Source organism: Roseovarius sp. CAU 1744 (assembly GCF_039839345.1).
Classification (GTDB): domain Bacteria; phylum Pseudomonadota; class Alphaproteobacteria; order Rhodobacterales; family Rhodobacteraceae; genus Roseovarius.
Map to the genome: position 1 here is coordinate 38,208 of NZ_JBDOQV010000002.1, position 21,906 is coordinate 60,113.

At 61.9% G+C, this 21,906-nt stretch carries 28 protein-coding genes; all 28 read left to right on the forward strand.

The genetic code is table 11. The features are described from left to right. The first annotated feature begins 35 nt into the window (after positions 1-35). Positions 36-1,085 carry a cobalamin-independent methionine synthase II family protein gene (locus AAFO92_RS04085; protein ID WP_347533388.1) on the forward strand — a complete coding sequence of 350 codons (1,050 nt, stop codon included), beginning with the start codon at positions 36-38 and terminating at the stop codon, positions 1,083-1,085. A 159-nt stretch (positions 1,086-1,244) separates the two neighbouring features. Next, a complete protein-coding gene (locus AAFO92_RS04090; RefSeq protein ID WP_347533389.1) occupies positions 1,245-1,610 on the forward strand; it encodes an NADH-quinone oxidoreductase subunit A in 366 nt (121 codons plus the stop codon). Then, complete coding sequence (locus AAFO92_RS04095; RefSeq protein ID WP_347533390.1) at positions 1,601-2,134, forward strand: NADH-quinone oxidoreductase subunit B family protein; 534 nt, start codon at positions 1,601-1,603, stop codon at positions 2,132-2,134. Before AAFO92_RS04090 ends, AAFO92_RS04095 begins: the two co-directional genes overlap by 10 nt. Before the next feature lie 23 nt (positions 2,135-2,157). Further along, on the forward strand, positions 2,158-2,769 hold the full coding sequence (locus tag AAFO92_RS04100; RefSeq protein WP_347533391.1) for an NADH-quinone oxidoreductase subunit C: 612 nt from the start codon (positions 2,158-2,160) through the stop codon (positions 2,767-2,769). Then, complete coding sequence (locus AAFO92_RS04105) at positions 2,766-3,125, forward strand: hypothetical protein (protein WP_347533392.1); 360 nt, start codon at positions 2,766-2,768, stop codon at positions 3,123-3,125. Before AAFO92_RS04100 ends, AAFO92_RS04105 begins: the two co-directional genes overlap by 4 nt. Further along, positions 3,125-4,354, forward strand: a complete 1,230-nt coding sequence (locus AAFO92_RS04110) for an NADH-quinone oxidoreductase subunit D (protein ID WP_347533852.1) — start codon at positions 3,125-3,127, stop codon at positions 4,352-4,354. Before AAFO92_RS04105 ends, AAFO92_RS04110 begins: the two co-directional genes overlap by 1 nt. Continuing rightward, positions 4,354-4,716, forward strand: coding sequence for a hypothetical protein (locus tag AAFO92_RS04115; RefSeq protein ID WP_347533393.1), 363 nt, complete (start codon positions 4,354-4,356; stop codon positions 4,714-4,716). The genes AAFO92_RS04110 and AAFO92_RS04115 overlap by 1 nt, the downstream gene beginning before the upstream one ends. 32 nt (positions 4,717-4,748) lie before the next feature. Beyond that, positions 4,749-5,036, forward strand: a complete 288-nt coding sequence (locus AAFO92_RS04120; protein ID WP_347533394.1) for a hypothetical protein — start codon at positions 4,749-4,751, stop codon at positions 5,034-5,036. Next, positions 5,036-6,229, forward strand: a complete 1,194-nt coding sequence (locus tag AAFO92_RS04125) for an NADH-quinone oxidoreductase subunit E (protein ID WP_347533395.1) — start codon at positions 5,036-5,038, stop codon at positions 6,227-6,229. Before AAFO92_RS04120 ends, AAFO92_RS04125 begins: the two co-directional genes overlap by 1 nt. A gap of 13 nt (positions 6,230-6,242) precedes the next feature. Continuing rightward, the gene (locus tag AAFO92_RS04130; RefSeq protein ID WP_347533396.1) at positions 6,243-6,461 is read left to right on the forward strand and encodes a DUF5337 domain-containing protein; all 219 of its coding nucleotides are present in this window, start codon (positions 6,243-6,245) and stop codon (positions 6,459-6,461) included. A 6-nt stretch (positions 6,462-6,467) separates the two neighbouring features. Continuing rightward, positions 6,468-7,763, forward strand: a complete 1,296-nt coding sequence (gene nuoF, locus AAFO92_RS04135; RefSeq protein ID WP_347533397.1) for an NADH-quinone oxidoreductase subunit NuoF — start codon at positions 6,468-6,470, stop codon at positions 7,761-7,763. Between the two features lie 3 nt (positions 7,764-7,766). Further along, the gene (locus AAFO92_RS04140) at positions 7,767-8,183 is read left to right on the forward strand and encodes an MAPEG family protein (protein ID WP_347533398.1); all 417 of its coding nucleotides are present in this window, start codon (positions 7,767-7,769) and stop codon (positions 8,181-8,183) included. A 48-nt stretch (positions 8,184-8,231) separates the two neighbouring features. After that, positions 8,232-8,567 carry a hypothetical protein gene (locus AAFO92_RS04145; RefSeq protein WP_347533399.1) on the forward strand — a complete coding sequence of 112 codons (336 nt, stop codon included), beginning with the start codon at positions 8,232-8,234 and terminating at the stop codon, positions 8,565-8,567. Between the two features lie 124 nt (positions 8,568-8,691). Next, on the forward strand, positions 8,692-9,099 hold the full coding sequence (locus tag AAFO92_RS04150) for a DUF5333 domain-containing protein (protein WP_347533400.1): 408 nt from the start codon (positions 8,692-8,694) through the stop codon (positions 9,097-9,099). Between the two features lie 6 nt (positions 9,100-9,105). After that, the gene (gene nuoG, locus AAFO92_RS04155; RefSeq protein ID WP_347533401.1) at positions 9,106-11,124 is read left to right on the forward strand and encodes an NADH-quinone oxidoreductase subunit NuoG; all 2,019 of its coding nucleotides are present in this window, start codon (positions 9,106-9,108) and stop codon (positions 11,122-11,124) included. Further along, entirely contained in the window at positions 11,124-11,525 is a 402-nt protein-coding gene (locus AAFO92_RS04160; protein ID WP_347533402.1) for a hypothetical protein, read from the forward strand. Before nuoG ends, AAFO92_RS04160 begins: the two co-directional genes overlap by 1 nt. Before the next feature lie 7 nt (positions 11,526-11,532). Beyond that, complete coding sequence (gene nuoH / locus AAFO92_RS04165; protein WP_347533403.1) at positions 11,533-12,570, forward strand: NADH-quinone oxidoreductase subunit NuoH; 1,038 nt, start codon at positions 11,533-11,535, stop codon at positions 12,568-12,570. Positions 12,571-12,573: 3 nt separating this feature from the next. After that, entirely contained in the window at positions 12,574-13,341 is a 768-nt protein-coding gene (locus AAFO92_RS04170) for a methyltransferase domain-containing protein (RefSeq protein ID WP_347533404.1), read from the forward strand. A 4-nt stretch (positions 13,342-13,345) separates the two neighbouring features. Next, positions 13,346-13,840 carry an NADH-quinone oxidoreductase subunit NuoI gene (nuoI, locus tag AAFO92_RS04175; RefSeq protein WP_347533854.1) on the forward strand — a complete coding sequence of 165 codons (495 nt, stop codon included), beginning with the start codon at positions 13,346-13,348 and terminating at the stop codon, positions 13,838-13,840. Beyond that, entirely contained in the window at positions 13,837-14,229 is a 393-nt protein-coding gene (locus tag AAFO92_RS04180; protein ID WP_347533405.1) for a carboxymuconolactone decarboxylase family protein, read from the forward strand. The genes nuoI and AAFO92_RS04180 overlap by 4 nt, the downstream gene beginning before the upstream one ends. Further along, positions 14,222-14,635: a carboxymuconolactone decarboxylase family protein gene (locus AAFO92_RS04185; RefSeq protein WP_347533406.1), complete on the forward strand. Its 414-nt coding sequence runs from the start codon at positions 14,222-14,224 to the stop codon at positions 14,633-14,635. Before AAFO92_RS04180 ends, AAFO92_RS04185 begins: the two co-directional genes overlap by 8 nt. Further along, on the forward strand, positions 14,632-15,240 hold the full coding sequence (locus AAFO92_RS04190; RefSeq protein ID WP_347533407.1) for an NADH-quinone oxidoreductase subunit J: 609 nt from the start codon (positions 14,632-14,634) through the stop codon (positions 15,238-15,240). The genes AAFO92_RS04185 and AAFO92_RS04190 overlap by 4 nt, the downstream gene beginning before the upstream one ends. Before the next feature lie 40 nt (positions 15,241-15,280). Next, positions 15,281-15,586, forward strand: a complete 306-nt coding sequence (nuoK, locus tag AAFO92_RS04195; protein WP_347533408.1) for an NADH-quinone oxidoreductase subunit NuoK — start codon at positions 15,281-15,283, stop codon at positions 15,584-15,586. A gap of 4 nt (positions 15,587-15,590) precedes the next feature. Then, the gene (gene nuoL / locus AAFO92_RS04200; RefSeq protein WP_347533409.1) at positions 15,591-17,753 is read left to right on the forward strand and encodes an NADH-quinone oxidoreductase subunit L; all 2,163 of its coding nucleotides are present in this window, start codon (positions 15,591-15,593) and stop codon (positions 17,751-17,753) included. Continuing rightward, entirely contained in the window at positions 17,753-19,300 is a 1,548-nt protein-coding gene (locus tag AAFO92_RS04205) for an NADH-quinone oxidoreductase subunit M (RefSeq protein ID WP_347533410.1), read from the forward strand. The genes nuoL and AAFO92_RS04205 overlap by 1 nt, the downstream gene beginning before the upstream one ends. Positions 19,301-19,315: 15 nt before the next feature. Continuing rightward, positions 19,316-20,752, forward strand: coding sequence for an NADH-quinone oxidoreductase subunit NuoN (gene nuoN / locus AAFO92_RS04210; protein WP_347533411.1), 1,437 nt, complete (start codon positions 19,316-19,318; stop codon positions 20,750-20,752). Positions 20,753-20,767: 15 nt separating this feature from the next. Then, positions 20,768-21,517 carry a biotin--[acetyl-CoA-carboxylase] ligase gene (locus AAFO92_RS04215; RefSeq protein WP_347533412.1) on the forward strand — a complete coding sequence of 250 codons (750 nt, stop codon included), beginning with the start codon at positions 20,768-20,770 and terminating at the stop codon, positions 21,515-21,517. Further along, positions 21,517-21,903 carry a DUF4375 domain-containing protein gene (locus AAFO92_RS04220; protein WP_347533413.1) on the forward strand — a complete coding sequence of 129 codons (387 nt, stop codon included), beginning with the start codon at positions 21,517-21,519 and terminating at the stop codon, positions 21,901-21,903. Before AAFO92_RS04215 ends, AAFO92_RS04220 begins: the two co-directional genes overlap by 1 nt. The last annotated feature ends 3 nt before the right edge of the window (positions 21,904-21,906 follow it).

Below are 21,906 nucleotides of genomic sequence, written 5' to 3' on the forward strand. Positions count from 1 at the left end.
CGCACCAGTTCGGACCCGATCAACAGGACGCTGCCATGCCGTTGCCCACAACCTGCATCGGGGCTTATCCCAAGCCCGGTTACGTGCCGATATCGGACTGGTTCCAGGTCCGGTGCGATGATGTGGACTATGGTGACAAGGTATTGCGCAAATGGACCGAATACAGCGAGAAGGACATTGAGGCACTGCTGGACCGGGCCACCGCCGAGGCGGTCGCCGACCAGATCGAATGCGGCATCGACCTGCCCACCGATGGCGAGCAGCGGCGCGAGAATTACGTGCATTACCAGTGCCGCCATTTCGAAGGCTTCGACTTTGAGAACCTGACCGAGACGGTTCAGCGCAACGGCGCCTACAAATCCGAACTGCCGACGATCCGCGGACCGATCCGCGCCACCGACAATTCAACCCTGGTGCGCGACTGGCAGGTGGCGGAAAAGGCCGCCGGCCGGCCGGTGAAAATTACCGTACCGGGCCCGATGACGATTTCCGACACCACGGCGGATGCGTTTTACCACGACGCGCCGAAGCTGGCCCGTGACCTGGCGGATGCGCTCAACGGGCAGATTCGCGCGCTGGCCGGGGCCGGGTGCTGCAACATCCAGGTAGACGAGCCGATCTTTGCCCGCAAACCCGACGCCGCGCTGGCCTATGGGACCGAGACGCTGGAGCGCTGCTTTCACGGGGTGCCCGCGGGGGTGAACCGCGTCGTCCATATGTGCTGCGGCTATCCGTCCTACCTGGATCAGGACGATTATCCCAAGGCCGATCCGGGCGCTTACCTGCAGATTGCCGACGCGGTGGACGGCCTTGCCGACCAGATCTCGATCGAGGACGCACACCGGCACAACCCCGCGCATCTCTTTCCCCGGTTCGAGAAATCAAGCCTGATCGTGGGATTCGTGACCGTCGCCTCCAGCCGGGTGGAGCCGGTCGAGGAAATTCGCGGGCGGATGATCGAGGTGCTGCAGCACCTCCCGGCCGATCGCCTGATTGCTGCGCCGGATTGCGGGTTGGGCTTTCTGGGGCGCGACCTGGCGATGAAAAAGCTTAAAAACATGTGCGCGGCGGCCAAATCCGTCTGAGCGTTTGCCGGCGACCTATCTGCCGCAATCGCTTGTGACGCGGCGGTGTTAAAATGACGCGGTCAGGTTGACCCCACCAAGGGGCAGGGGTAAACCCGAATGGAGTGATTACAGCCATCTGAATGCGCGCCGATTCAAGCGCATGAAAGGAGCCACCACGTGGAAGAGATGCTGAGGGAATACCTTCCCATTCTCGTGTTTCTGGCCATCGCCATCGGTCTTGGACTCGTCCTGATCCTTGCCGCTGTCGTGATCGCCGTCCGCAACCCCGACCCGGAAAAGGTAAGTGCCTATGAATGCGGTTTCAACGCGTTCGACGACGCGCGGATGAAATTCGACGTGCGGTTCTACCTGGTCTGCATCCTGTTCATCATCTTCGATCTGGAGATCGCGATGCTGTTTCCCTGGGCCGTGGCCTTCAAGGATATCAGCATGGTGGGTTTCTGGTCGATGATGGTGTTCCTGGGTGTGCTGACCGCCGGGTTTGCCTATGAATGGCGCAAGGGAGCGATGGAATGGGATTAGCAACCGGTGCCAATACCGCGGGCGGCGACCGCGACTATGCCACGCAGGAGCTGAACCGCGACCTGCAGGACAAGGGTTTCCTGCTGACCACGTCCGAGGACATCATCAACTGGGCGCGCACCGGATCTTTGCACTGGATGACCTTTGGCCTGGCCTGCTGCGCGGTCGAGATGATGCACACCGCGATGCCGCGCTATGACGTGGAACGCTTCGGGTTTGCCCCGCGCGCCAGCCCGCGCCAGTCCGACGTGATGATCGTGGCGGGCACGCTGACCAACAAGATGGCGCCCGCGCTGCGCAAGGTCTATGACCAGATGCCCGAACCGCGTTACGTGATCTCGATGGGCTCCTGCGCCAACGGCGGCGGCTATTACCACTACAGCTATTCCGTGGTGCGCGGCTGTGACCGCGTGGTGCCCGTGGACATCTACGTGCCCGGCTGCCCGCCCACCGCCGAGGCGCTGGTTTACGGCATCATGGCCCTGCAACGCAAAATCCGCCGCACCGGGACGATCGTTCGCTGACCCGGGCGTGAAAGGACGGACAAATGACTGAAGCGCTGAACGAGCTTGGCACCCATATCGAGATGAAACGCACCGATTGCGTGTTGTCCTGGGAAGTGGCCCATGACGAGCTGACCGTCGATGTGGCGCTCAGCAATATCGTCGGGCTGGTGGAGTTCCTGAAGGTCGACCAGACCTGCAAGTTCTCGACCCTCGTGGACATCACCGCTGTCGATTACCCGGAACGGGCCAAGCGGTTCGATGTGGTTTATCACTTCCTCTCGATGTACCAGAACCAGCGTATCCGCCTGCGTGTGGCGATCCGCGAGGAGGATATGGTGCCGTCGATTGTCGAGGTGCATCCCTCGGCCAACTGGTTCGAGCGCGAAGTCTTTGACATGTACGGCATCCTGTTCTCGGGCCACCCGGACCTGCGCCGTATCCTGACCGATTACGGCTTTCGCGGTTTTCCGCTGCGCAAGGACTTCCCGACCACCGGCTATACCGAGGTGCGCTATGACGAGGTGCAGAAACGCGTCGTCTACGAGCCGGTCTCGCTTGTTCAGGAATACCGCCAGTTCGATTTCATGTCTCCCTGGGAGGGGGCTGAATACATCCTGCCCGGTGATGAAAAGCAGGAGGAGGCAAAACAGTGAACGCCCCTTTGCTAGATATGTTTGTTCAGCAGTTCCTGTGGCCGGAGGTCGTTATTTCTGGGCTGGTTCTCGGTTGGCTTGTCGCCAGCTACAAAGGAATTTTGCTTGCAGGCGGTGTCTTTCTACTCAGTGGCGTTTTGATTTATGCCTCTGCCCGGCTCGCGCTCCCAGATGTTTCGACAACGAACTCTGCTAATCCCAATTTGGGAACGTGGCTGATAGTTAGTGCGACATTGAACACTGCCTTTAAAACTATTTCCGCAATGATCTGGGCGTTTGTTGGACAGGTTGCGAAAAAAGCAATTCAAAACAAGAGACACCGCAAATCCAGTAAGACAAGGGAGGCTGCTCAATGATGGACGGCTCCACCAGCGCACGCGGCTATGAAGACGCCCAGACCGGCGAGCAGCAGATCCGCAATTTCAACATCAATTTCGGGCCTCAGCACCCGGCGGCGCATGGCGTGCTGCGGCTGGTGCTGGAACTGGACGGTGAGATCGTCGAGCGGTGCGACCCGCATATCGGCCTTTTGCACCGCGGCACCGAAAAGCTGATGGAAAGCCGCACCTACCTGCAGAACCTGCCCTATTTCGACCGGCTGGATTACGTGGCGCCGATGAACCAGGAACATGCCTGGTGCCTGGCCATCGAGAAGCTGACCGGCACGGTTGTGCCGCGCCGGGGCAGCCTGATCCGGGTGCTTTATTCGGAAATCGGCCGCATCCTGAACCACCTGCTGAACGTGACGACGCAGGCGATGGACGTGGGCGCGCTGACACCGCCGCTCTGGGGCTTCGAGGAACGCGAAAAGCTGATGGTGTTCTACGAGCGCGCCTGCGGGGCGCGGCTCCATGCCGCCTATTTCCGCCCCGGCGGGGTGCATCAGGACCTGCCGCCCGAGCTGATCGACGATATCGAGACCTGGGCCAATGAATTCCCCAAGGTGATCGACGATATCGACGGGCTGCTGACTGAAAACCGCATCTTCAAGCAGCGCAATGCCGATATCGGTGTGGTCAGCGAACAGGACGCGCTGGATTGGGGCTTTTCGGGCGTGATGGTGCGCGGCTCGGGCATGGCCTGGGATCTGCGCCGCGCCCAGCCCTATGAATGCTATGACGAGTTCGAATTCCAGATCCCCGTCGGCAAGAACGGCGATTGCTATGACCGCTACCTTTGCCGCATGGAGGAAATGCGCCAATCGCTCAGCATCATCCATCAGGCGATCGCCAAGCTGCGCGAGCCCGAGGGGCAGGGCGACGTGCTGGCGCGGGGCAAGCTGACCCCGCCGACGCGCACCGACATGAAGACCTCGATGGAGGCGCTGATCCACCATTTCAAGCTTTATACCGAGGGCTTCCGCGTGCCCGAAGGCGAGGTCTATGCCGCGGTCGAGGCGCCCAAGGGTGAATTTGGCGTCTATCTCGTGGCGGACGGTACCAACCGGCCCTACAAGGCCAAGATCCGCGCGCCGGGATACCTGCACCTGCAGGCGATGGATCACGTGGCCGGTGGCCATCAGCTGGCCGATGTGGCCGCGATCATCGGCACGATGGACGTGGTGTTCGGGGAGATCGACCGGTAATGACGCTTCACGCGGTTGCCATAACCCTTTCGGGCATCGGGATCCTGGTGACGGGGGCGCTGGCGCTCTTGTTCCTGCGTGATCCGGTGGCGGGCATGACGCAGACATCGCATCTGCCCGAGAAACTGCCCCAGGTCATGGCGGACCGCTATGTCGCCTTCACGATTCTGGCGCTTGGGGCGACGCTCTATGGCGATCTCAAGGTGATTGCCGTGCTCTTTGCCACTTTCGCCTTCATGGGGTTTGCCGATGCCTGGATCTATGCCCGGGGCAAGCACCCGGTTGCCAAACACGCGGCGGCGGGCTTTGCCGCGCTGATCGTGGTGGGTGTGGCCCTGCTTGCGCTGCAGCAGGAGGCCTGAGAATTGACAGAATATGCGATTGGATGTTGTGAATGACGCTGAACCGTACCCTTTGCCTGATCGTCGCCGGCCTCGTGCCGGCTGGTTGTGCCCTGCCGCCGGACGGGGTGAGCCGAGAGAAGATCGCTGAATACGAGGCCGCCGTGGCCAGTATCGGCTGCGTCCTCAAGCACGAATCGGATTATCTGCCGGTCGAATTGCAGGCCGGCCTGACCCGCGAGCAGACGCTTGCCATCACCAAATACGAACTCGCCGCCGACCGTGCCGTCAACCTGGCTGACGGTGGTGTGAAACTGACCACAGGAGCCTGTGCCGGATAATGCTACGCCGTCTTCATCACGAGCAGCCTGACAGCTTTGCCTTCACCCCGGCCAACCGGGCCTGGGCCGAAGCGCAGATCACCAAATATCCCGAGGGGCGCCAGGCCAGCGCCATCATCCCGCTGTTGTGGCGCGCACAGGAGCAGGAGGGCTGGCTGACCAGGCCGGCCATCGAAGCGGTGGCGGATATGCTGGGCATGGCCTATATCCGCGCGCTCGAGGTGGCCAGCTTCTACTTCATGTTCCAGCTGCAACCGGTTGGTTCCGTGGCGAATATCCAGGTTTGCGGCACCACGTCCTGCATGATCTGCGGGGCCGAGGACCTGGTTGCGGTCTGCCGCGAAAAGATCGCCGACAAGCCGCATATGCTGAGCGCCGATGGCAAGTTCAGCTGGGAAGAGGTCGAATGCCTCGGTGCCTGTGCGAACGCACCGATGGCGCAGATCGGCAAGGATTACTACGAGGATCTGACCGCGGCACGGCTGGCCGAGATCATCGACGAGTTGGCCGCCGGCAAGGTGCCCACGCCGGGCCCGCAGAACGGCCGCTATGCCGCCGAACCGCTGAGCGGGCTGACCAGCCTGAAGGATTTCGACAGCGGCCACACCAAGTATAACGCCAGCGTCCAGTTGGCGACGGATCTTGGCGAGACGGTCAAGCGCATCGATGGCTCCGAGGTGCCGCTGCTGACGCCCTGGCGCGAACATGGCGCCAACCATCGGCCAGAGGCGCCCAGCGTCGACATCAACGAAACCCCGCAGGAAATCGCGGCCAAAGAACATCATATCCCCGAGCCGGAAGCGACCGAGGGGAACGAGGCCAAGTCGAAGGCCAAGCCGAAAGCGGCGGACAAGACCTCGGACGAGAGTGGCGCGGTAACGGCGGCAGCGGCGGATGCCGGGCCGGGCACGAAGCCCGAGGCGCTGAGCGCGCCGCGCGACGGCGGTGCCGATGATCTGAAGCAGATCAAGGGCGTCGGGCCAAAGCTTGAAAAGCTTCTGAATTCGCTTGGCTTCTATCACTTCGACCAGATCGCGAACTGGACGGGGGACGAGGTTGCCTGGGTCGATCAGAACCTCAAGGGGTTCAAGGGGCGCGTCAGCCGTGACAACTGGGTCGAACAGGCCGGGATCCTGGCGGCGGGCGGCGAAACCGAATTTTCGAAACGCGTCGAAGATGGCGACGTGTACTGACGGATGATGGGTGATGAGCGCACAAGAGGACGAAAGCAGAAAGGGGCGCCGGGTGGCGCTTGTCATCGCCGGAACGGCGGTCTTCTGGATTTTGTCCGAGTTGATCGGTGCGCAGATGGGATGGAGCAACCGGATCCGGGCGCTGCTGACCATGATCGCCGGGGCAGGGTTCATCTGGGCCCTGTGGATGATCTTTCAAATCTGGCGTGCGCGTCAGGATAACCAGGGGTAGTCACGGATGCTGAAAGACCAGGACCGTATCTTTACCAATCTCTACGGGATGCACGACCGCACGCTCAAGGGTGCGCAGGCGCGCGGCCATTGGGATGGCACGGCGAAAATCCTGCAGAACGGGCGCGACTGGATCGTCGAGCAGATGAAGGCCAGCGGGTTGCGCGGGCGCGGCGGTGCCGGCTTCCCGACCGGGCTGAAATGGTCCTTCATGCCCAAGGAAAGCGATGGCCGCCCGGCCTATCTGGTGGTCAATGCCGATGAATCCGAACCGGGCACCTGCAAGGACCGCGAAATCATGCGCCACGATCCGCACACGCTGATCGAAGGCTGCCTGATCGCCAGTTTCGCGATGAACGCCCATGCCTGCTATATCTATATCCGCGGCGAATATATCCGCGAGCGCGAGGCGCTGCAGGCCGCGATCGACGAGGCCTACGAGGCCGGGCTGATCGGCCGGAACGCCTGCAAGTCGGGGTTCGATTTCGACCTCTACCTCGCCCACGGTGCCGGGGCCTATATCTGCGGCGAGGAAACAGCACTTCTGGAAAGCCTTGAGGGCAAGAAGGGGATGCCCCGGATGAAGCCGCCCTTCCCGGCGGGGGCGGGCCTCTATGGCTGCCCGACCACGGTGAACAACGTCGAATCCATCGCCGTGGTGCCCACGATCCTGCGGCGCGGCCCGGACTGGTTTGCCGGGTTTGGCCGGGCGAACAACGCCGGCACCAAGCTTTTCGCGGTGTCCGGCCATGTGAACAACCCGTGTGTCGTCGAAGAGGCGATGTCGATCACTTTCGAGGAGCTGATCGACAAGCATTGCGGCGGCATTCGCGGCGGCTGGGACAACCTCAAGGCGGTCATTCCCGGCGGATCCTCCGTGCCCTGCATTCGCGGCGAGCACATGCGCGAGGCGATCATGGATTTCGACTACCTGCGTGAGCAACGCTCGGGCCTGGGCACGGCGGCGGTGATCGTGATGGACAACTCCACCGACATCATCAAGGCGATCTGGCGGCTTTCGAAATTCTACAAGCACGAAAGCTGCGGTCAGTGCACGCCCTGTCGCGAAGGCACGGGCTGGATGATGCGGGTGATGGACCGGCTTGTGACGGGCGATGCGGAACCCGAGGAAATCGACATGCTGCTGGACGTGACCAAACAGGTCGAGGGCCACACGATCTGCGCGCTTGGCGACGCGGCGGCCTGGCCGATCCAGGGCCTGATCCGCAACTTCCGGGACGAGATCGAGGACCGGATCAAGGCAAAACGCACCGGCGCGGTCAGCGCCGTGGCGGCGGAGTAGGGAATGGAGCAGTTCGCAGCATATGGACATGCGATTGTCGCGATGGCGGGAACGGCGGTCTTCGGGCTGCTGATCAGCCCGCTGTCGGCCTTGCGCAAGTCAAGGGTCGGGCTTTCTCCGGGCTGTCAGCCCGAACCTGACTACACCAGTTCGGTCTATCGCTGGCACCGCGCCTACTGCAATCTGGCCGAGACGATGGGGTTTTTCGTGGCCTGCACCCTGGCGGCCATCCTGGCCGGGGCCAGCCCGTTCTGGGTCAACCTGCTGGCGTCGGTGTTTTTCCTCAGCCGCATCGTCTTGGCGGTGGTGCATATCAACGGTATCGGCAAGCCGCATATGGGCGCACGATCGTTTATCTATGTCGCCGGCTGGCTGGCTTGTCTGCTGTTGGCGATCATGGCCATCGTGGCGGTTTTCTAGGATGAGTACGATGAACACATATCATCGACTGGCAGCGGAGGGTTGCGCATGAGGATGCTGGCAGTTCTGGCGGCAATGACGCTGATGCTTGGTGCCTGCGCGGACCGGGACAAGCGCGTCTATTTCGACGGCAAGTATTACCCCACCAAGGCCAAGAGGGTGAAGGGTGACCGGGAAAGTTTCGTGGTGAATGTCCGCCGGGCGTCGCAGGGTATCGCGGGCGCGCGCGAGGCGGGTCGGCACGGCGGGATCAAATACTGCATCGAGACCTTCGGCTATTCCGAGATTGACTGGATCGTCGGCCCGGATGACGCCGCGACAGCCGATGCCACGCAATCCAGGGGAAACCTCGTTCTGAAAGGGCGTTGTCGCGTATGGGAATAAAGCGCGCCATATCAACATGTTGCGGTGCCTGCTATTGCATATCAGGCATTGGCGGCTCCAGTCTTGCGATGCGCGGTGAGCCCATCTTGGGGGAAGCCGTGCCTCGCATGAAAGGAGACATGTTATGCGTATGACTTCCCTTGCCTCGCTGACCGTGGGCCTGCTTGCCGTATCGGGCGGCGTATCGGCGCAATCCGGTCTGCACAACGAGACCGACATCAACGACAGGCTGCTGATCGTGTCGGTGGTCGATAAGATCAACCGGGGATGTGACAGTATCGGGGTGAAATTCTTCAAGGCACAGCGTTTCGTGAACGATCTCAAATCGGATGCCACATCGCTTGGATACAGCCGCCAGGAAGTGAACAGCTATATCGAAAACAAGGCCAACCGGGCCGAGATGCGCAAACGCCGCAACGCCTATTTCAACTCCAAGGGTGCCAGCAATCTTGACCCGCAGAGCCTGTGCGTGCTGGGCCATGCCGAAATCAAGCAGCAGAGCCGGATCGGCACGCTGCTCAGAGCAAAGTGAGAACGGATGTCTGACCTACGCAAGATCATAATCGACGATAACGAGATCGAGGTGGATGGTGCGATGACCCTGATCCAGGCCTGTGAGCAGGCCGGGGTCGAAGTGCCGCGCTTCTGTTATCATGAACGCCTGTCGATTGCCGGGAACTGCCGGATGTGCCTTGTCGAGGTCGTCGGCGGCCCGCCCAAACCGGCGGCCAGCTGCGCCATGCAGGTGCGCGACCTGCGCCCCGGGCCCGAAGGACAGCCGCCGGTCGTCAGGACCAACAGTCCGATGGTCAAGAAGGCCCGCGAGGGGGTGATGGAGTTCCTGCTCATCAACCACCCGCTGGATTGCCCGATCTGCGATCAGGGCGGGGAATGTGATTTGCAAGACCAGGCAATGGCTTATGGCGTGGATTTCAGCCGTTTCCGCGAGGCCAAGCGCGCGGTAGACGACCTGGACCTGGGACCGCTTGTCGAAACCCACATGACGCGCTGCATCTCCTGTACCCGTTGCGTGCGCTTCACGACCGAGGTCGCGGGCATTACCCAGATGGGCCAGACCGGACGTGGCGAAGATGCCGAGATCACCGCCTATCTGGGCGAGACGCTCGACAGCAACATGCAGGGCAACATCATCGACCTGTGCCCGGTGGGTGCGCTGGTGTCGAAACCCTACGCCTTCACCGCGCGGCCGTGGGAGCTGACCAAGACCGAAACCGTCGACGTGATGGATGCGCTTGGCTCCAGCATCCGGGTGGATTGCAAGGGCCGCGAAGTGATGCGCATCCTGCCGCGCAACCATGATGGCGTGAACGAGGAATGGATTTCCGACAAGTCGCGCTTTGTCTGGGACGGGCTGCGCCGCCAACGGCTGGACAAACCTTACATCCGCGAGGGCGGCAAACTGCGCCCGGCCAGCTGGGGTGAGGCGCTTGGCGCCGCCGCGGCGGCGATGAAGGGCAAGAAAGTCACCGGTCTGGTGGGTGATCTGGCACCGGTCGAGGCGGCCTTTGCGCTCAAACAGCTGATCGAAGGGCAGGGCGGCCGTGTCGAATGCCGGACCGATGGCGCGAAACTGCCTGCGGGCAACCGTTCGGCCTATGTGGGCACGGCGGCGATCGAGGATATCGACAGTGCCGACAAGATCCTGCTGATCGGCACCAACCCCCGGGTCGAGGCCCCGGTGCTGAATGCGCGCATACGCAAGGCATGGTCACATGGCGCGGATGTTGTTCTGGTCGGCGAGCGGGTCGATCTGACCTACGAATACGAGCATATGGGCACCGACCGTGCCGCGCTTGAACATGTTGCCGGTCTCGACATGACCGGGCTTCACGACAAGAACTGCATCGCGATCATCGGCCAGGGTGCCCTTGCCGAGGCGGATGGCGCGGCGGTTCTGGCAACGGCACAGGCGATCTGTGACAAGTCCGGCGCCAAACTTCTGGTTCTGCACACCGCGGCCGGCCGGGTTGGCGCGATGGATGTGGGCTGTACCACCGAGGGCGGGATGGACGCCGCTATCGACGGCGCCGAGGTGATCTATAACCTGGGCGCGGATGAGGTCGAGATCGCCGAGGGCGCCTTCGTGATCTACCAGGGCAGCCACGGTGATCGTGGTGCGCACCGCGCCGACGTGATCCTGCCGGGTGCCGCCTATACCGAGGAACAGGGCCTGTTCGTCAATACCGAAGGCCGTCCGCAACTGGCGTTGCGCGCGGGGTTTGCCCCCGGTGAGGCCAAGGAAAACTGGGCGATCCTGCGGGCGCTCAGTGGCGAGATGGGCGCGGCGTTGCCCTATGACAGCATCGCGCAGTTGCGCCAGGCCATGGTCGAGACCGCCCCGCATCTGGCGCAGATCGACGCGGTGCCGGAAAACGACTGGCAGCCGCTGCCGGCCGGCCAACTGGGCAAGGCGGATTTCCGCGGCGCAATTGCCGATTTCTACCTGACCAACCCGATTGCCCGCGCCAGCCAGCTGATGGCCGAACTCAGCGCCAATGCCAGCGCGCGCGGCAAGAAGCCCATGGCGGCCGAGTAATGCGCCGCCGGTTTTTCATACCCCCTCTTGTCCTTGCCCTTGCGGCGGGGGTGTCGGGTTGTGAAAAACAGACCGGCGAGGTGACCCGCGACATGCCGGTCTATCAGGGCATCGATACCCGGCTGCTGGATGGCGATCTGGTGAATTTCCACGTTGCCATGGTCGGTGATGACCTGGCCGATGACGTGGATCAATACGCCCAATGCGCCGCCGCACAATATGCGCTGATCCGCGGCTACGGTTTTGCCCGCCATGTGCGCACGAATGTGGTCGAACAGGGTGGCGTCTGGCGCGGCGATGCGGTTTATACGATTTCGCCGGCGCTGCCCCGTGGGCTCAAGACAATCGACGCAGAAGTCGTCGCCGCGCATTGCGCGGAAAACGGAATACCGATGGTGTGAGGACCTGATGGCTGAATTCTTTACAACCCCGCTCGGGATCGCGGTGCTGATCGTGGCGCAATGTCTGGCCGTCGTCGCCTTCGTCATGATCTCGCTGCTGTTCCTGGTCTACGGCGACCGCAAGATCTGGGCCGCGGTGCAGATGCGGCGCGGGCCCAACGTGGTGGGCACTTTCGGGCTTCTACAGTCGGTGGCCGACGCGCTGAAATATGTCGTCAAGGAGGTCGTCGTGCCCGCCGGTGCCGACAAGGCGGTGTTCATGCTGGCACCGATGACCAGCTTCGTGCTGGCGATCCTGGCCTGGGCGGTCATTCCGTTCAACGATGGCTGGGTGCTGAGCGATATCAACGTGGCCATCCTCTTTGTCTTCGCGGTCTCCTCGCTGGAGGTTTACGGCGTGATCATGGGGGGCTGGGCCTCGAACTCGAAATACCCGTTCCTGGGATCGCTCCGCTCAGCCGCGCAGATGATTTCCTACGAGGTGTCGATCGGCCTCATCATCATCGGTGTCATCATCTCTACGGGCTCGATGAATTTCGGCGATATCGTCGCTGCGCAGGATGGCAAATACGGGTTTTTCAGCTGGTACTGGCTCCCGCATTTCCCGATGGTGTTCCTGTTCTTCATCTCGGCGCTGGCCGAAACCAACCGGCCGCCGTTTGACCTGCCGGAGGCGGAATCGGAACTGGTGGCGGGCTACCAGGTCGAATATTCCTCGACGCCGTTCCTTCTCTTCATGGCCGGTGAATATATCGCCATCTTCCTGATGTGCGCGCTGACCTCGCTGCTGTTCTTCGGCGGTTGGCTCTCGCCCATCCCGGGCCTGCCGGACGGCGTGCTGTGGATGGTTGCCAAGATGGCGTTCTTCTTCTTTATCTTCGCGATGGTCAAGGCGATCACCCCGCGCTACCGCTATGACCAGCTGATGCGTATCGGCTGGAAGGTGTTCCTGCCGCTGAGCCTTGCCTGGGTGGTGATCGTGTCGTTCCTGGCAAAATTCGAAGTCCTCGGCGGTGCCTGGGCCCGCTGGGCCGTAGGAGGCTGACCCTTGGCAATTGACTGCGTCCTTTTTGAACGTCTGGTCGAGCTTTCGACCCGGTTCCAGCCGAAAGGCCGGACCCTGATGCTGGGGCGTCAGGGGTTCAGGATTCAGACCAGTTTCCGCCGGGAATACGAGGCGTCTCTGCGGCGCTGCGGGGTCGAGGGCAAACGGTTCGATTTTCTGCAGGAGGATGGCTATTGCGAAACGCTGATGGCCAAGCTGGGTTTCGGCGCGATGGAGACGATGGATTTCTCGGATTACGAGGGCGCCACGATCATCCATGATCTGAACAACCTGCCCCCCAAGACGCTTGAAAAGAAATTCGACCTGATTTTCGACGGCGGTACGATTGAGCATGTCTTCAACGTGCCCAATGCGCTGGAATGCGTGTACCGGATGCTGAAACCCGGCGGGCGGTTTATCTCGGCCAACGGGCTGAACGGCTGGTACGGGCATGGCATGTACCAGTTCAATCCCGAACTGGTCTGGACCTTCTGGAAACGCGCCTGCAATTGCAACGTGATCGACTGCCGCGCCGTGCCGATCGAGCCGGGGCTGGAATTCGGGCATGTGGTGTTCGAGGATCCGGCGCTGACCGGGCACCGGCTACGGCTGAAGAACAAGATCGGGCCGGGGCGGACATACCTGTATTACGAGGTCGAGAAGACGAAGGAATCGCATCTGCCGGACTATGCCCTGCAGAGCGATTACGAAGCGACGTGGCAAGGCCACACCAATGCCGGGGAAATCCGGCTGGACGAAGCGAGAGGCTGAGGCGATGGCGAATATCGATTACGGACGCGCGGCGGGGTATTTCCTGCTGACCGACTTCATCAAGGGCTTCAAGCTGGGGCTGAAATACTTTTTTGCGCCCAAGGCCACGGTGAACTACCCGCATGAAAAGGGGCCGCTGTCCCCGCGGTTCCGTGGGGAACACGCCCTGCGCCGGTATCCCAATGGTGAGGAACGCTGCATTGCCTGCAAGCTTTGCGAGGCGATCTGTCCGGCGCAGGCGATCACCATCGACGCCGAGCCGCGCGATGACGGGTCGCGCCGCACCACGCGCTATGACATCGACATGACCAAATGCATCTATTGCGGCTTCTGCCAGGAGGCCTGCCCGGTGGATGCCATTGTCGAGGGGCCGAATTTCGAGTTTGCCACCGAAACCCGCGAAGAGCTGTTCTATGACAAGGCGAAACTCCTGGAGAATGGCGAACGCTGGGAAGCCGAGATCGCCCGCAACCTCGAACTGGACGCGCCCTACAGATGAGCCATTCTGACGCCTATATCCGTGGCAAGGCGATGGCCGAGGCCACAAATCCCGGGATAGAGGATTCTCTGGCGGCGCGTTACGACGCGATCCTGCCAGGGTTTTCGAGCTCGATGATGGAGGTCGCGTTCGGTCATTACTACACCCGCGACGGGCTGGATGACAAAACCCGCTACCTGGCCACGGTGGCCGCCTTGGCGGCTTTGGGAGGGCAGACACGCCCGCAATTGCAGGTTCATATCCGCAATGCGCTGCGGTCGGGGGCGACACAGCGGGAAGTGGCCGAAGTGATCAACCAGATGGCGCTTTATGGCGGGTTTCCGGCGATGATCAACGCGCTCAACGCCGCCTTGGAGGTCTTCGAGGCCGAGGGGGCGGAGAATGGCTGATACCACCAACCCCTTTGCGGTGATGATGCAGCAGGCGCAGGAGATGGCCAAGGCCTTCAACCCGGCGCTGGAATCTTTCACGCCGAAAGACCTTGAAAACCTGTGGCCGACCATGCCCAAGGAATTCATGGAGATGACCTTTGGCAAGGGCATCAGCAAGGACGGGCTGGACGCCAAGACGCGGCTGCTGATCACGCTGGCGGGGTTGACGATGCTGGGCGCCCAGAGCGATACGCAGATCCGGATGACCGTGCGCCACGCGCTCGAGGCCGGGGCCACCAGGGATGAGATCGCCGAGACCATCGGCATGATGTCGGTATTCGCGGGCCTGCCGTCGATGACCCGCGCGATGGAAACCGCGCGCGAGGTGCTGGACGGGCACGAGGAAGAGGGAAAAGAGACATGACCATCGCAACGCTGTGCTTCTATCTGTTCGCGATTTCCGTGCTGACCGGGGGGCTGTTCACCGTGATCAGCCGTAACCCGGTGCATTCGGTGCTGTGGCTGATCCTGTCATTCATCAGCGCGGCGGGGCTTTTCGTGCTGCTGGGGGCGGAATTCGTCGCCATGCTGCTGGTGATCGTTTACGTGGGCGCGGTCGCGGTGCTGTTCCTGTTCGTGGTGATGATGCTGGACGTGGATTTCGCCGAGCTGAAGGCGGAGATGGCCAAATACATGCCGCTGGCGATCCTGATCGGGATGATCCTGCTGATGCAGTTCGGTCTGGCATACGGCGTCTGGGAAACCTCAGACGGGGCCGAGGCCGCCCGCGCCGCCCTGCCGCCCGAGGGCACCCATAACACCGCCGCCCTGGGCCTGCTGCTCTATGACAAGTACTTCCTGCTTTTCCAGCTGGCGGGGCTCATTCTGCTGGTGGCGATGATCGGGGCAATTGTCCTGACCCTGCGCCACCGCGCGGATGTCAAACGCCAGGATGTGCTGGCCCAGATGTACCGCGATCCGGCCAAGGTGATGGAACTGAAAGACGTGAAACCGGGGCAGGGGCTGTGACCCGTCTGACCCAGGCAAAAAAGAAAAACCGAGGGACGACATGATTGGTTTGGAACATTATCTGACGGTGGCGGCGGCCTTGTTCGTCATCGGCATTTTCGGCCTCTTCCTGAACCGGAAGAACGTCATCATCCTCTTGATGTCGATCGAGCTGATGCTGCTGTCGGTCAACATCAACCTTGTCGCCTTCTCGTCCTTTGCGGGTGATCTGGTGGGGCAGGTCTTTGCCCTCTTCGTCCTGACCGTGGCGGCGGCCGAGGCCGCCATCGGACTTGCGATCCTGGTCTGCTTCTTCCGCAACCGCGGCACCATCGCGGTCGAAGATGTCAACGTGATGAAGGGCTGACGACATGGAAAAGATCATCCTCTTCGCGCCGCTCATCGGGGCCATCATCGGCGGTTTCGGCTGGCGGATCATCGGCGACAAGGGCGCGCAATGGCTGACCACGGGTCTGTTGTTCCTGGCCTGTCTGCTCAGCTGGATCGTGTTCTTCGCGCATGATGGCGAAACCCGCTACATCCATGTGCTGGACTGGATCCAGTCCGGCACGCTGGATACCGCCTGGGCGATCCGGCTGGACCGGCTGACGGCGATCATGCTGATCGTGGTCACGACCGTTTCGGCGCTCGTGCATCTCTATTCGATGGGCTACATGGCCCATGACGAGAATTTCGACGAGGAAAACGAAAGCTACCGCCCGCGCTTCTTTGCCTATCTGAGCTTCTTCACCTTTGCCATGCTGATGCTGGTGACGGCCGACAACCTGGCACAGATGTTCTTCGGCTGGGAGGGGGTGGGCCTCGCCTCGTACCTGCTGATCGGTTTCTATTTCCGCAAGCCGTCGGCCAACGCCGCGGCGATCAAGGCTTTCGTCGTCAACCGGGTGGGGGATTTCGGCTTTGCGCTTGGGATCATGGCGCTGTATTTCCTGACCGACAGCATCAGGTTCGATGATGTTTTCGCCGCCGCGCCCGAGCTGGCGCAGACGCAGCTGACCTTCCTGTGGACCGAATGGAACGCGGCCAACCTGATCGCCTTCCTGCTGTTCGTGGGGGCGATGGGGAAATCGGCGCAGCTGTTCCTGCACACCTGGCTGCCGGACGCGATGGAAGGCCCGACACCGGTAAGCGCGCTGATCCACGCGGCGACGATGGTGACGGCGGGCGTATTCCTGGTGTGCCGGATGTCGCCGCTGTTTGAATATGCGCCCGAGGCCAAGATGGTCGTGACCTTCATCGGCGCCTCGACCGCGTTCTTCGCGGCAACCGTGGGCCTGGTGCAGAACGACATCAAGCGCGTCATCGCCTATTCGACCTGCTCGCAGCTGGGCTACATGTTCGTGGCCGCGGGCGTCGGGGTCTATTCGGTGGCGATGTTCCATCTCTTCACCCATGCCTTCTTCAAGGCGATGCTTTTCCTTGGCGCGGGCTCGGTCATCCACGGGATGCACCACGAACAGGACATGCGGAACTATGGCGGGCTGAAGGACAAGCTGCCCTATACTTTCTGGGCGATGATGATCGGTACGCTGGCGATCACCGGCGTCGGCATCCCGCTGACCACGATCGGTTTCGCCGGGTTCCTCAGCAAGGACGCCGTGATCGAAAGCGCCTATGCGGGCACGGCGGGGGGCTATGCCTTCTGGGCGCTGGTCATCGCGGCGCTGTTCACCAGCTTCTACAGCTGGCGGCTTATCTTCATGACCTTCTACGGCGCACCGCGGGGCGACAAGCATACCCACGAGCATGCCCATGAAAGCCCGATGACCATGCTGGCGCCGCTTGGCGTGCTGGCGCTTGGCTCGGTCTTTGCGGGCATGATCTGGTATGGCAGCTTCTTCGGCAAGCACGAGCAGGTGAACAGTTTCTTCGGCATTCCGAACCACCACGCCGAGGCGTCAGAGCATGGCGCAGAGGATGGCCACGGCGCGGCGGATGACGGCCACGGCGCAGCGGACACCCATGCCGCAGACGAGGGTCATGGCGAAGTGGCCGATGACGGGCATGGCGCGACGGCGAAAGACGATGCCCATGCTGAGGTGGCCCATAGTGGCGAAGCACCCAAGGGTGCGATCTTCATGGCGCCGGACAACCACGTGATGGACGACGCGCACCATGCGCCCAAATGGGTCAAGGTCAGCCCGTTCATCGCTATGCTGATCGGTTTCGCGGTGGCGTTCTGGTTCTATATCGCCAATCCCGAGATGCCCCGGAAACTGGCCGAAAACCAGCGTCCCCTGTACCTGTTCCTGCTGAACAAGTGGTATTTCGACGAGATCTTCGACGCGATCCTCGTGCGGCCGGCAAAATCGCTCGGCTCGTTCTTCTGGAAACGCGGCGATGGCAGCGTGATCGACGGTACGATCAACGGGGTTGCGATGGGGATCATCCCCTTCTTCACCCGCCTCGCCGGGCGGGCGCAATCGGGTTACATCTTCACCTATGCCTTCTGGATGGTCATCGGCATCGCGGTGCTTGTCACCTGGATGAGTTTTAGCGGGGGGGCACGCTAATGGATAACCTGCTTTCCATCACCACCTTCATCCCGACCATCGCGGCGGCGATCCTGCTGATCTTTCTGCGGGGCGAGGATGAGGCGGCGCAGCGCAATGCCAAATGGGTGGCGCTGATCGCGACTTCGCTGACCTTCATCGTGTCGCTCTTCATCCTGGCCGGTTTCGACCCGAACGACACCGGATTCCAGTTCGTGGAAGAACGCAGCTGGCTTCTGGGTCTGAAATACAAGATGGGCGTCGATGGGATCAGCGTGCTCTTCGTGCTGCTGACCACCTTCATTATGCCGCTGACCATCGCCGCCTCGTGGAACGTCACCACGCGGGTCAAGGAATACATGATTGCCTTCCTGGTGCTGGAAACGCTGATGCTGGGCGTGTTCATGGCGCTCGACCTGGTGCTGTTCTACCTGTTCTTCGAGGCGGGGCTGATCCCGATGTTCCTGATCATCGGCATCTGGGGCGGCAAGGACCGCATCTATGCCAGCTTCAAGTTCTTCCTCTACACCTTCCTCGGCTCGGTGCTGATGCTGGTGGCGATGGTGGCGATGTTCGCCGATGCGGGCACCACCGACATTCCGACGCTGATGAACCACCAGTTCTCGTCCGAAAGCTTCAGCATCCTGGGCATCTACATCCTGGGCGGGGCACAGACGCTGATGTTCATCGCCTTCTTTGCCAGCTTCGCGGTCAAGATGCCGATGTGGCCGGTCCATACCTGGCTGCCGGATGCGCACGTGCAGGCGCCGACGGCGGGCTCGGTCGTGCTGGCGGCGATCCTGCTGAAGATGGGCGGCTACGGCTTCCTGCGCTTCAGCCTGCCGATGTTCCCCATCGGGTCCGAGGTGATGACGCCGCTGGTTCTGTGGATGTCGGCCATCGCCATCGTCTACACCTCGCTCGTCGCCCTGGCGCAGGAGGACATGAAGAAGCTCATCGCCTATTCCTCGGTTGCCCACATGGGCTACGTCACGATGGGCATCTTTGCCGCCAACCAGCAGGGCATTGATGGCGCCATTTTCCAGATGCTCAGCCACGGGTTCATCTCGGGCGCGCTCTTCCTCTGCGTGGGCGTGATCTATGACCGGATGCACACGCGCGAGATCGACGCCTATGGCGGTCTGGTCAACCGGATGCCCGCCTATGCGCTGATCTTCATGCTGTTCACCATGGCCAATGTCGGGCTGCCGGGCACGTCCGGGTTCATCGGCGAATTCCTGACCCTGATGGGCATCTTCCAGGTCAATACCTGGGTGGCGCTTGTGGCGACCTCGGGCGTGATCCTCAGCGCGGCCTACGCGCTCTGGCTCTATCGCCGCGTGGTGATGGGCGATCTGATCAAGGAAAGCCTGAAGTCGATCACCGACATGAGCCGCCGTGAACGCGCGATCTTTGCGCCGCTGGTGGTGATGACCATCCTGTTGGGGGTCTATCCCAGCCTGGTGACCGACATCATCGGCCCCTCGGTCGAGGCGCTGATCGTAAACTATGACACTGCCCTGGCAGACGGCCACGCCGCCAGCCAGACCGCAGCCGTTTCGCATTAACCGGAGGCCCGAGAGATGATCCAGGCTGATCTGAACATTATCGTCCCCGAGATCGTGCTGTCGGTCTACGCGATGGCGGCGCTCCTCTTCACGGTCTATAGCGGCAAGGACAGGATGGCCGGATTGCTGGTCTGGCTGACGGCGGCGCTGTTCGTGGCGATGGCCCTGTTTATCGGCGCGACCACGGGCGGCACGCGCGAGGCATTTGGCGGCATGTTCGTCGATGACGGCTTTGCCCGCTTTGCCAAGGTCACGATCCTGCTCAGCGCCGCGGCAGTGCTGGTGATGGGGCAGGAATACATGGCCCGGCGCAATATCCTGCGGTTCGAATATCCGCTGCTGATCGCGCTGTCGGTCGTGGGCATGATGGTGATGGTCAGCGCCGGCGACCTGATGGCGCTCTATATGGGGCTCGAGCTGCAATCGCTGGCGCTCTATGTCGTGGCCTCGCTGCGCCGCGACTCGGCCCGTTCGACCGAGGCCGGGTTGAAATACTTCGTGCTTGGCGCGCTCAGCTCGGGCCTGCTGCTTTACGGTGCATCGCTGACCTATGGCTATGCCGGCACGACGCTCTTTTCGGGCATCATCGCGGCGGCCGACGGTCAGGCACCGCTGGGGCTGCTCTTCGGGATCGTCTTCGTCATCTCGGGCATGGCCTTCAAGGTCAGCGCAGTGCCGTTCCACATGTGGACGCCGGATGTCTACGAAGGCTCGCCCACCCCGATCACGGCCTTCTTTGCCACCGCCCCCAAGATGGCGGCAATGGGCCTTTTTGCGCGGGTCGTGCATGATGCCTATGGCGGGGTCGTCGGTGACTGGCAGCAGGTGATCGCGCTCCTGAGCGTGTTGTCGATGTTCCTGGGTGCGGTTGCCGCCATCGGCCAGACCGACATCAAGCGCCTGATGGCCTATTCCTCGATCGCGCATATGGGCTTTGCCCTGATGGGCCTTGCCGCAGGCAATGCGTTCGGGGTGCAGGCGATGCTGATCTACATGGCGATTTACGTGACGATGAATGTGGGCACCTTCGCCTTCATCCTCAGCATGGAGCGCGACGGCCAGCCGGTGACGGATATCGCCAGCCTGAACATGTATTCCAAGGCCCATCCGGCCCGTGCGATGGCGATGCTGGTACTGCTGTTCAGCCTGGCCGGCGTGCCGCCGCTCCTGGGATTCTTCGGCAAGTTCTACGTGCTGCGTGCGGCCTATGACGGCGGGCTGGCCTGGCTGGCGGTGGCGGGCGTGATCGCCTCGGTCATCGGCGCGTATTACTACCTGCGGATCGTCTTTTTCATGTATTTCGGCGAAGAGCGGGAGGGCCTGGAAACAACCCGGTCGCCGATCCTCTGGAGCCTGCTGATGGTGTCGGCCACGGTCATGCTTGTGGGCATCATCAACATGTTCGGTGTCGAAACCATTGCCGAGGCGGCGGCGGCAACCCTTGTCAACTGATCCGGGCCTGCACCCATGACCGGCTGGCCCGAGGGATATGGCAAGCGGGTCCTGGCAAGCGTCGACAGCACCAATGCCGAGGCCGCGCGGATCGCGCCCGGCCTGAGCGGGCCGGAATGGATCCTGGCGCTGGAGCAGACGGCCGCCCGCGGCCGACGCGGACGCGGCTGGGTCAATCCGGCGGGCAATTTCGCCGCCACGCTGGTCATGCATCCGGCAGAGACACCGGACAAGGTTGCGCTTCGGTCCTTCGTGGCGGCCCTTGCGCTTTACGATGCGCTGGTGGCGGCCACCGGCAGGTCCGAGCCGTTTTCGCTGAAATGGCCCAATGACGTTCTGCTGAACGGCGGCAAGCTGGCGGGCATCCTGCTGGAAAGCGCGGGCAGCGGCGGGCGGCTGACGCATTTTGCCATCGGGATCGGGGTGAACCTGAAAGAGGCGCCAGCCGCCGTGCAGGTCGAGCAGACGGCCACGCGGCCGGTTTCGCTGCTGTCCGAAACCGGCGCCGATGTGTCGCCCGAAGAGTTCCTCGATCTGCTGGCCCCGGCCTATGCCAAATACGAGGATCAGTTCGCCACCTACGGGTTCGAACCCATCCGCACCGCCTGGCTGGATCGCGCCGCCCGCCTGGGCGAGGTGGTGACCGCCCGGACATCGCGTGACGAGTTGACAGGTACTTTTGAAACGGTGGACGCGGCCGGCAATCTTGTACTATCTACGGCCAAATCCCGCGTGGCGGTCCCGGCTGCGGACGTGTTCTTTTGATGAATTTGTCCGAACACCCTTGGAATAATTTCTGCCTTCGTGCAACGGAACAGGCCCCACCGCGCCGCGAGGAAACAGGATTTTACGCCCTGTTTTGGTATCAATCGGAAGTCAATAACGGTGGTCATTTCCAGTACTTTCTCAACAGAACGCATCAGGAAGAGTGGTCGCTGGCAGCGAGAACTGCCCGCGAGTTGCAGCAGGAAACGCTGGCCGACAATTTGATGCAGGCGATACTGCGCTGGCAAAACACAGCAAGAACGGCTCCCGATATAGTTGAGGAAGTTATCAGTGAGGCTCTTGAACAAGAGTTCGCTATTTTTGATGCGAAATTTCATGAGTTGGAGTACATGCTGATGGCGGCTCTCGAACGCGCTGTAACCTGAGAC

Coding starts and splice junctions, on each gene's coding strand:
- AAFO92_RS04085 (WP_347533388.1), top strand. CDS start 36: ATGCCGTTGCCCACAACCTGCATCGGGGCTTATCCCAAGCCCGGTTAC.
- AAFO92_RS04095 (WP_347533390.1), top strand. CDS start 1,601: ATGGGATTAGCAACCGGTGCCAATACCGCGGGCGGCGACCGCGACTAT.
- AAFO92_RS04100 (WP_347533391.1), top strand. CDS start 2,158: ATGACTGAAGCGCTGAACGAGCTTGGCACCCATATCGAGATGAAACGC.
- AAFO92_RS04110 (WP_347533852.1), top strand. CDS start 3,125: ATGGACGGCTCCACCAGCGCACGCGGCTATGAAGACGCCCAGACCGGC.
- AAFO92_RS04115 (WP_347533393.1), top strand. CDS start 4,354: ATGACGCTTCACGCGGTTGCCATAACCCTTTCGGGCATCGGGATCCTG.
- AAFO92_RS04120 (WP_347533394.1), top strand. CDS start 4,749: ATGACGCTGAACCGTACCCTTTGCCTGATCGTCGCCGGCCTCGTGCCG.
- AAFO92_RS04125 (WP_347533395.1), top strand. CDS start 5,036: ATGCTACGCCGTCTTCATCACGAGCAGCCTGACAGCTTTGCCTTCACC.
- AAFO92_RS04130 (WP_347533396.1), top strand. CDS start 6,243: ATGAGCGCACAAGAGGACGAAAGCAGAAAGGGGCGCCGGGTGGCGCTT.
- nuoF (WP_347533397.1), top strand. CDS start 6,468: ATGCTGAAAGACCAGGACCGTATCTTTACCAATCTCTACGGGATGCAC.
- AAFO92_RS04140 (WP_347533398.1), top strand. CDS start 7,767: ATGGAGCAGTTCGCAGCATATGGACATGCGATTGTCGCGATGGCGGGA.
- AAFO92_RS04145 (WP_347533399.1), top strand. CDS start 8,232: ATGAGGATGCTGGCAGTTCTGGCGGCAATGACGCTGATGCTTGGTGCC.
- AAFO92_RS04150 (WP_347533400.1), top strand. CDS start 8,692: ATGCGTATGACTTCCCTTGCCTCGCTGACCGTGGGCCTGCTTGCCGTA.
- nuoG (WP_347533401.1), top strand. CDS start 9,106: ATGTCTGACCTACGCAAGATCATAATCGACGATAACGAGATCGAGGTG.
- AAFO92_RS04160 (WP_347533402.1), top strand. CDS start 11,124: ATGCGCCGCCGGTTTTTCATACCCCCTCTTGTCCTTGCCCTTGCGGCG.
- nuoH (WP_347533403.1), top strand. CDS start 11,533: ATGGCTGAATTCTTTACAACCCCGCTCGGGATCGCGGTGCTGATCGTG.
- nuoI (WP_347533854.1), top strand. CDS start 13,346: ATGGCGAATATCGATTACGGACGCGCGGCGGGGTATTTCCTGCTGACC.
- AAFO92_RS04180 (WP_347533405.1), top strand. CDS start 13,837: ATGAGCCATTCTGACGCCTATATCCGTGGCAAGGCGATGGCCGAGGCC.
- AAFO92_RS04185 (WP_347533406.1), top strand. CDS start 14,222: ATGGCTGATACCACCAACCCCTTTGCGGTGATGATGCAGCAGGCGCAG.
- AAFO92_RS04190 (WP_347533407.1), top strand. CDS start 14,632: ATGACCATCGCAACGCTGTGCTTCTATCTGTTCGCGATTTCCGTGCTG.
- nuoK (WP_347533408.1), top strand. CDS start 15,281: ATGATTGGTTTGGAACATTATCTGACGGTGGCGGCGGCCTTGTTCGTC.
- nuoL (WP_347533409.1), top strand. CDS start 15,591: ATGGAAAAGATCATCCTCTTCGCGCCGCTCATCGGGGCCATCATCGGC.
- AAFO92_RS04205 (WP_347533410.1), top strand. CDS start 17,753: ATGGATAACCTGCTTTCCATCACCACCTTCATCCCGACCATCGCGGCG.
- nuoN (WP_347533411.1), top strand. CDS start 19,316: ATGATCCAGGCTGATCTGAACATTATCGTCCCCGAGATCGTGCTGTCG.
- AAFO92_RS04215 (WP_347533412.1), top strand. CDS start 20,768: ATGACCGGCTGGCCCGAGGGATATGGCAAGCGGGTCCTGGCAAGCGTC.
- AAFO92_RS04220 (WP_347533413.1), top strand. CDS start 21,517: ATGAATTTGTCCGAACACCCTTGGAATAATTTCTGCCTTCGTGCAACG.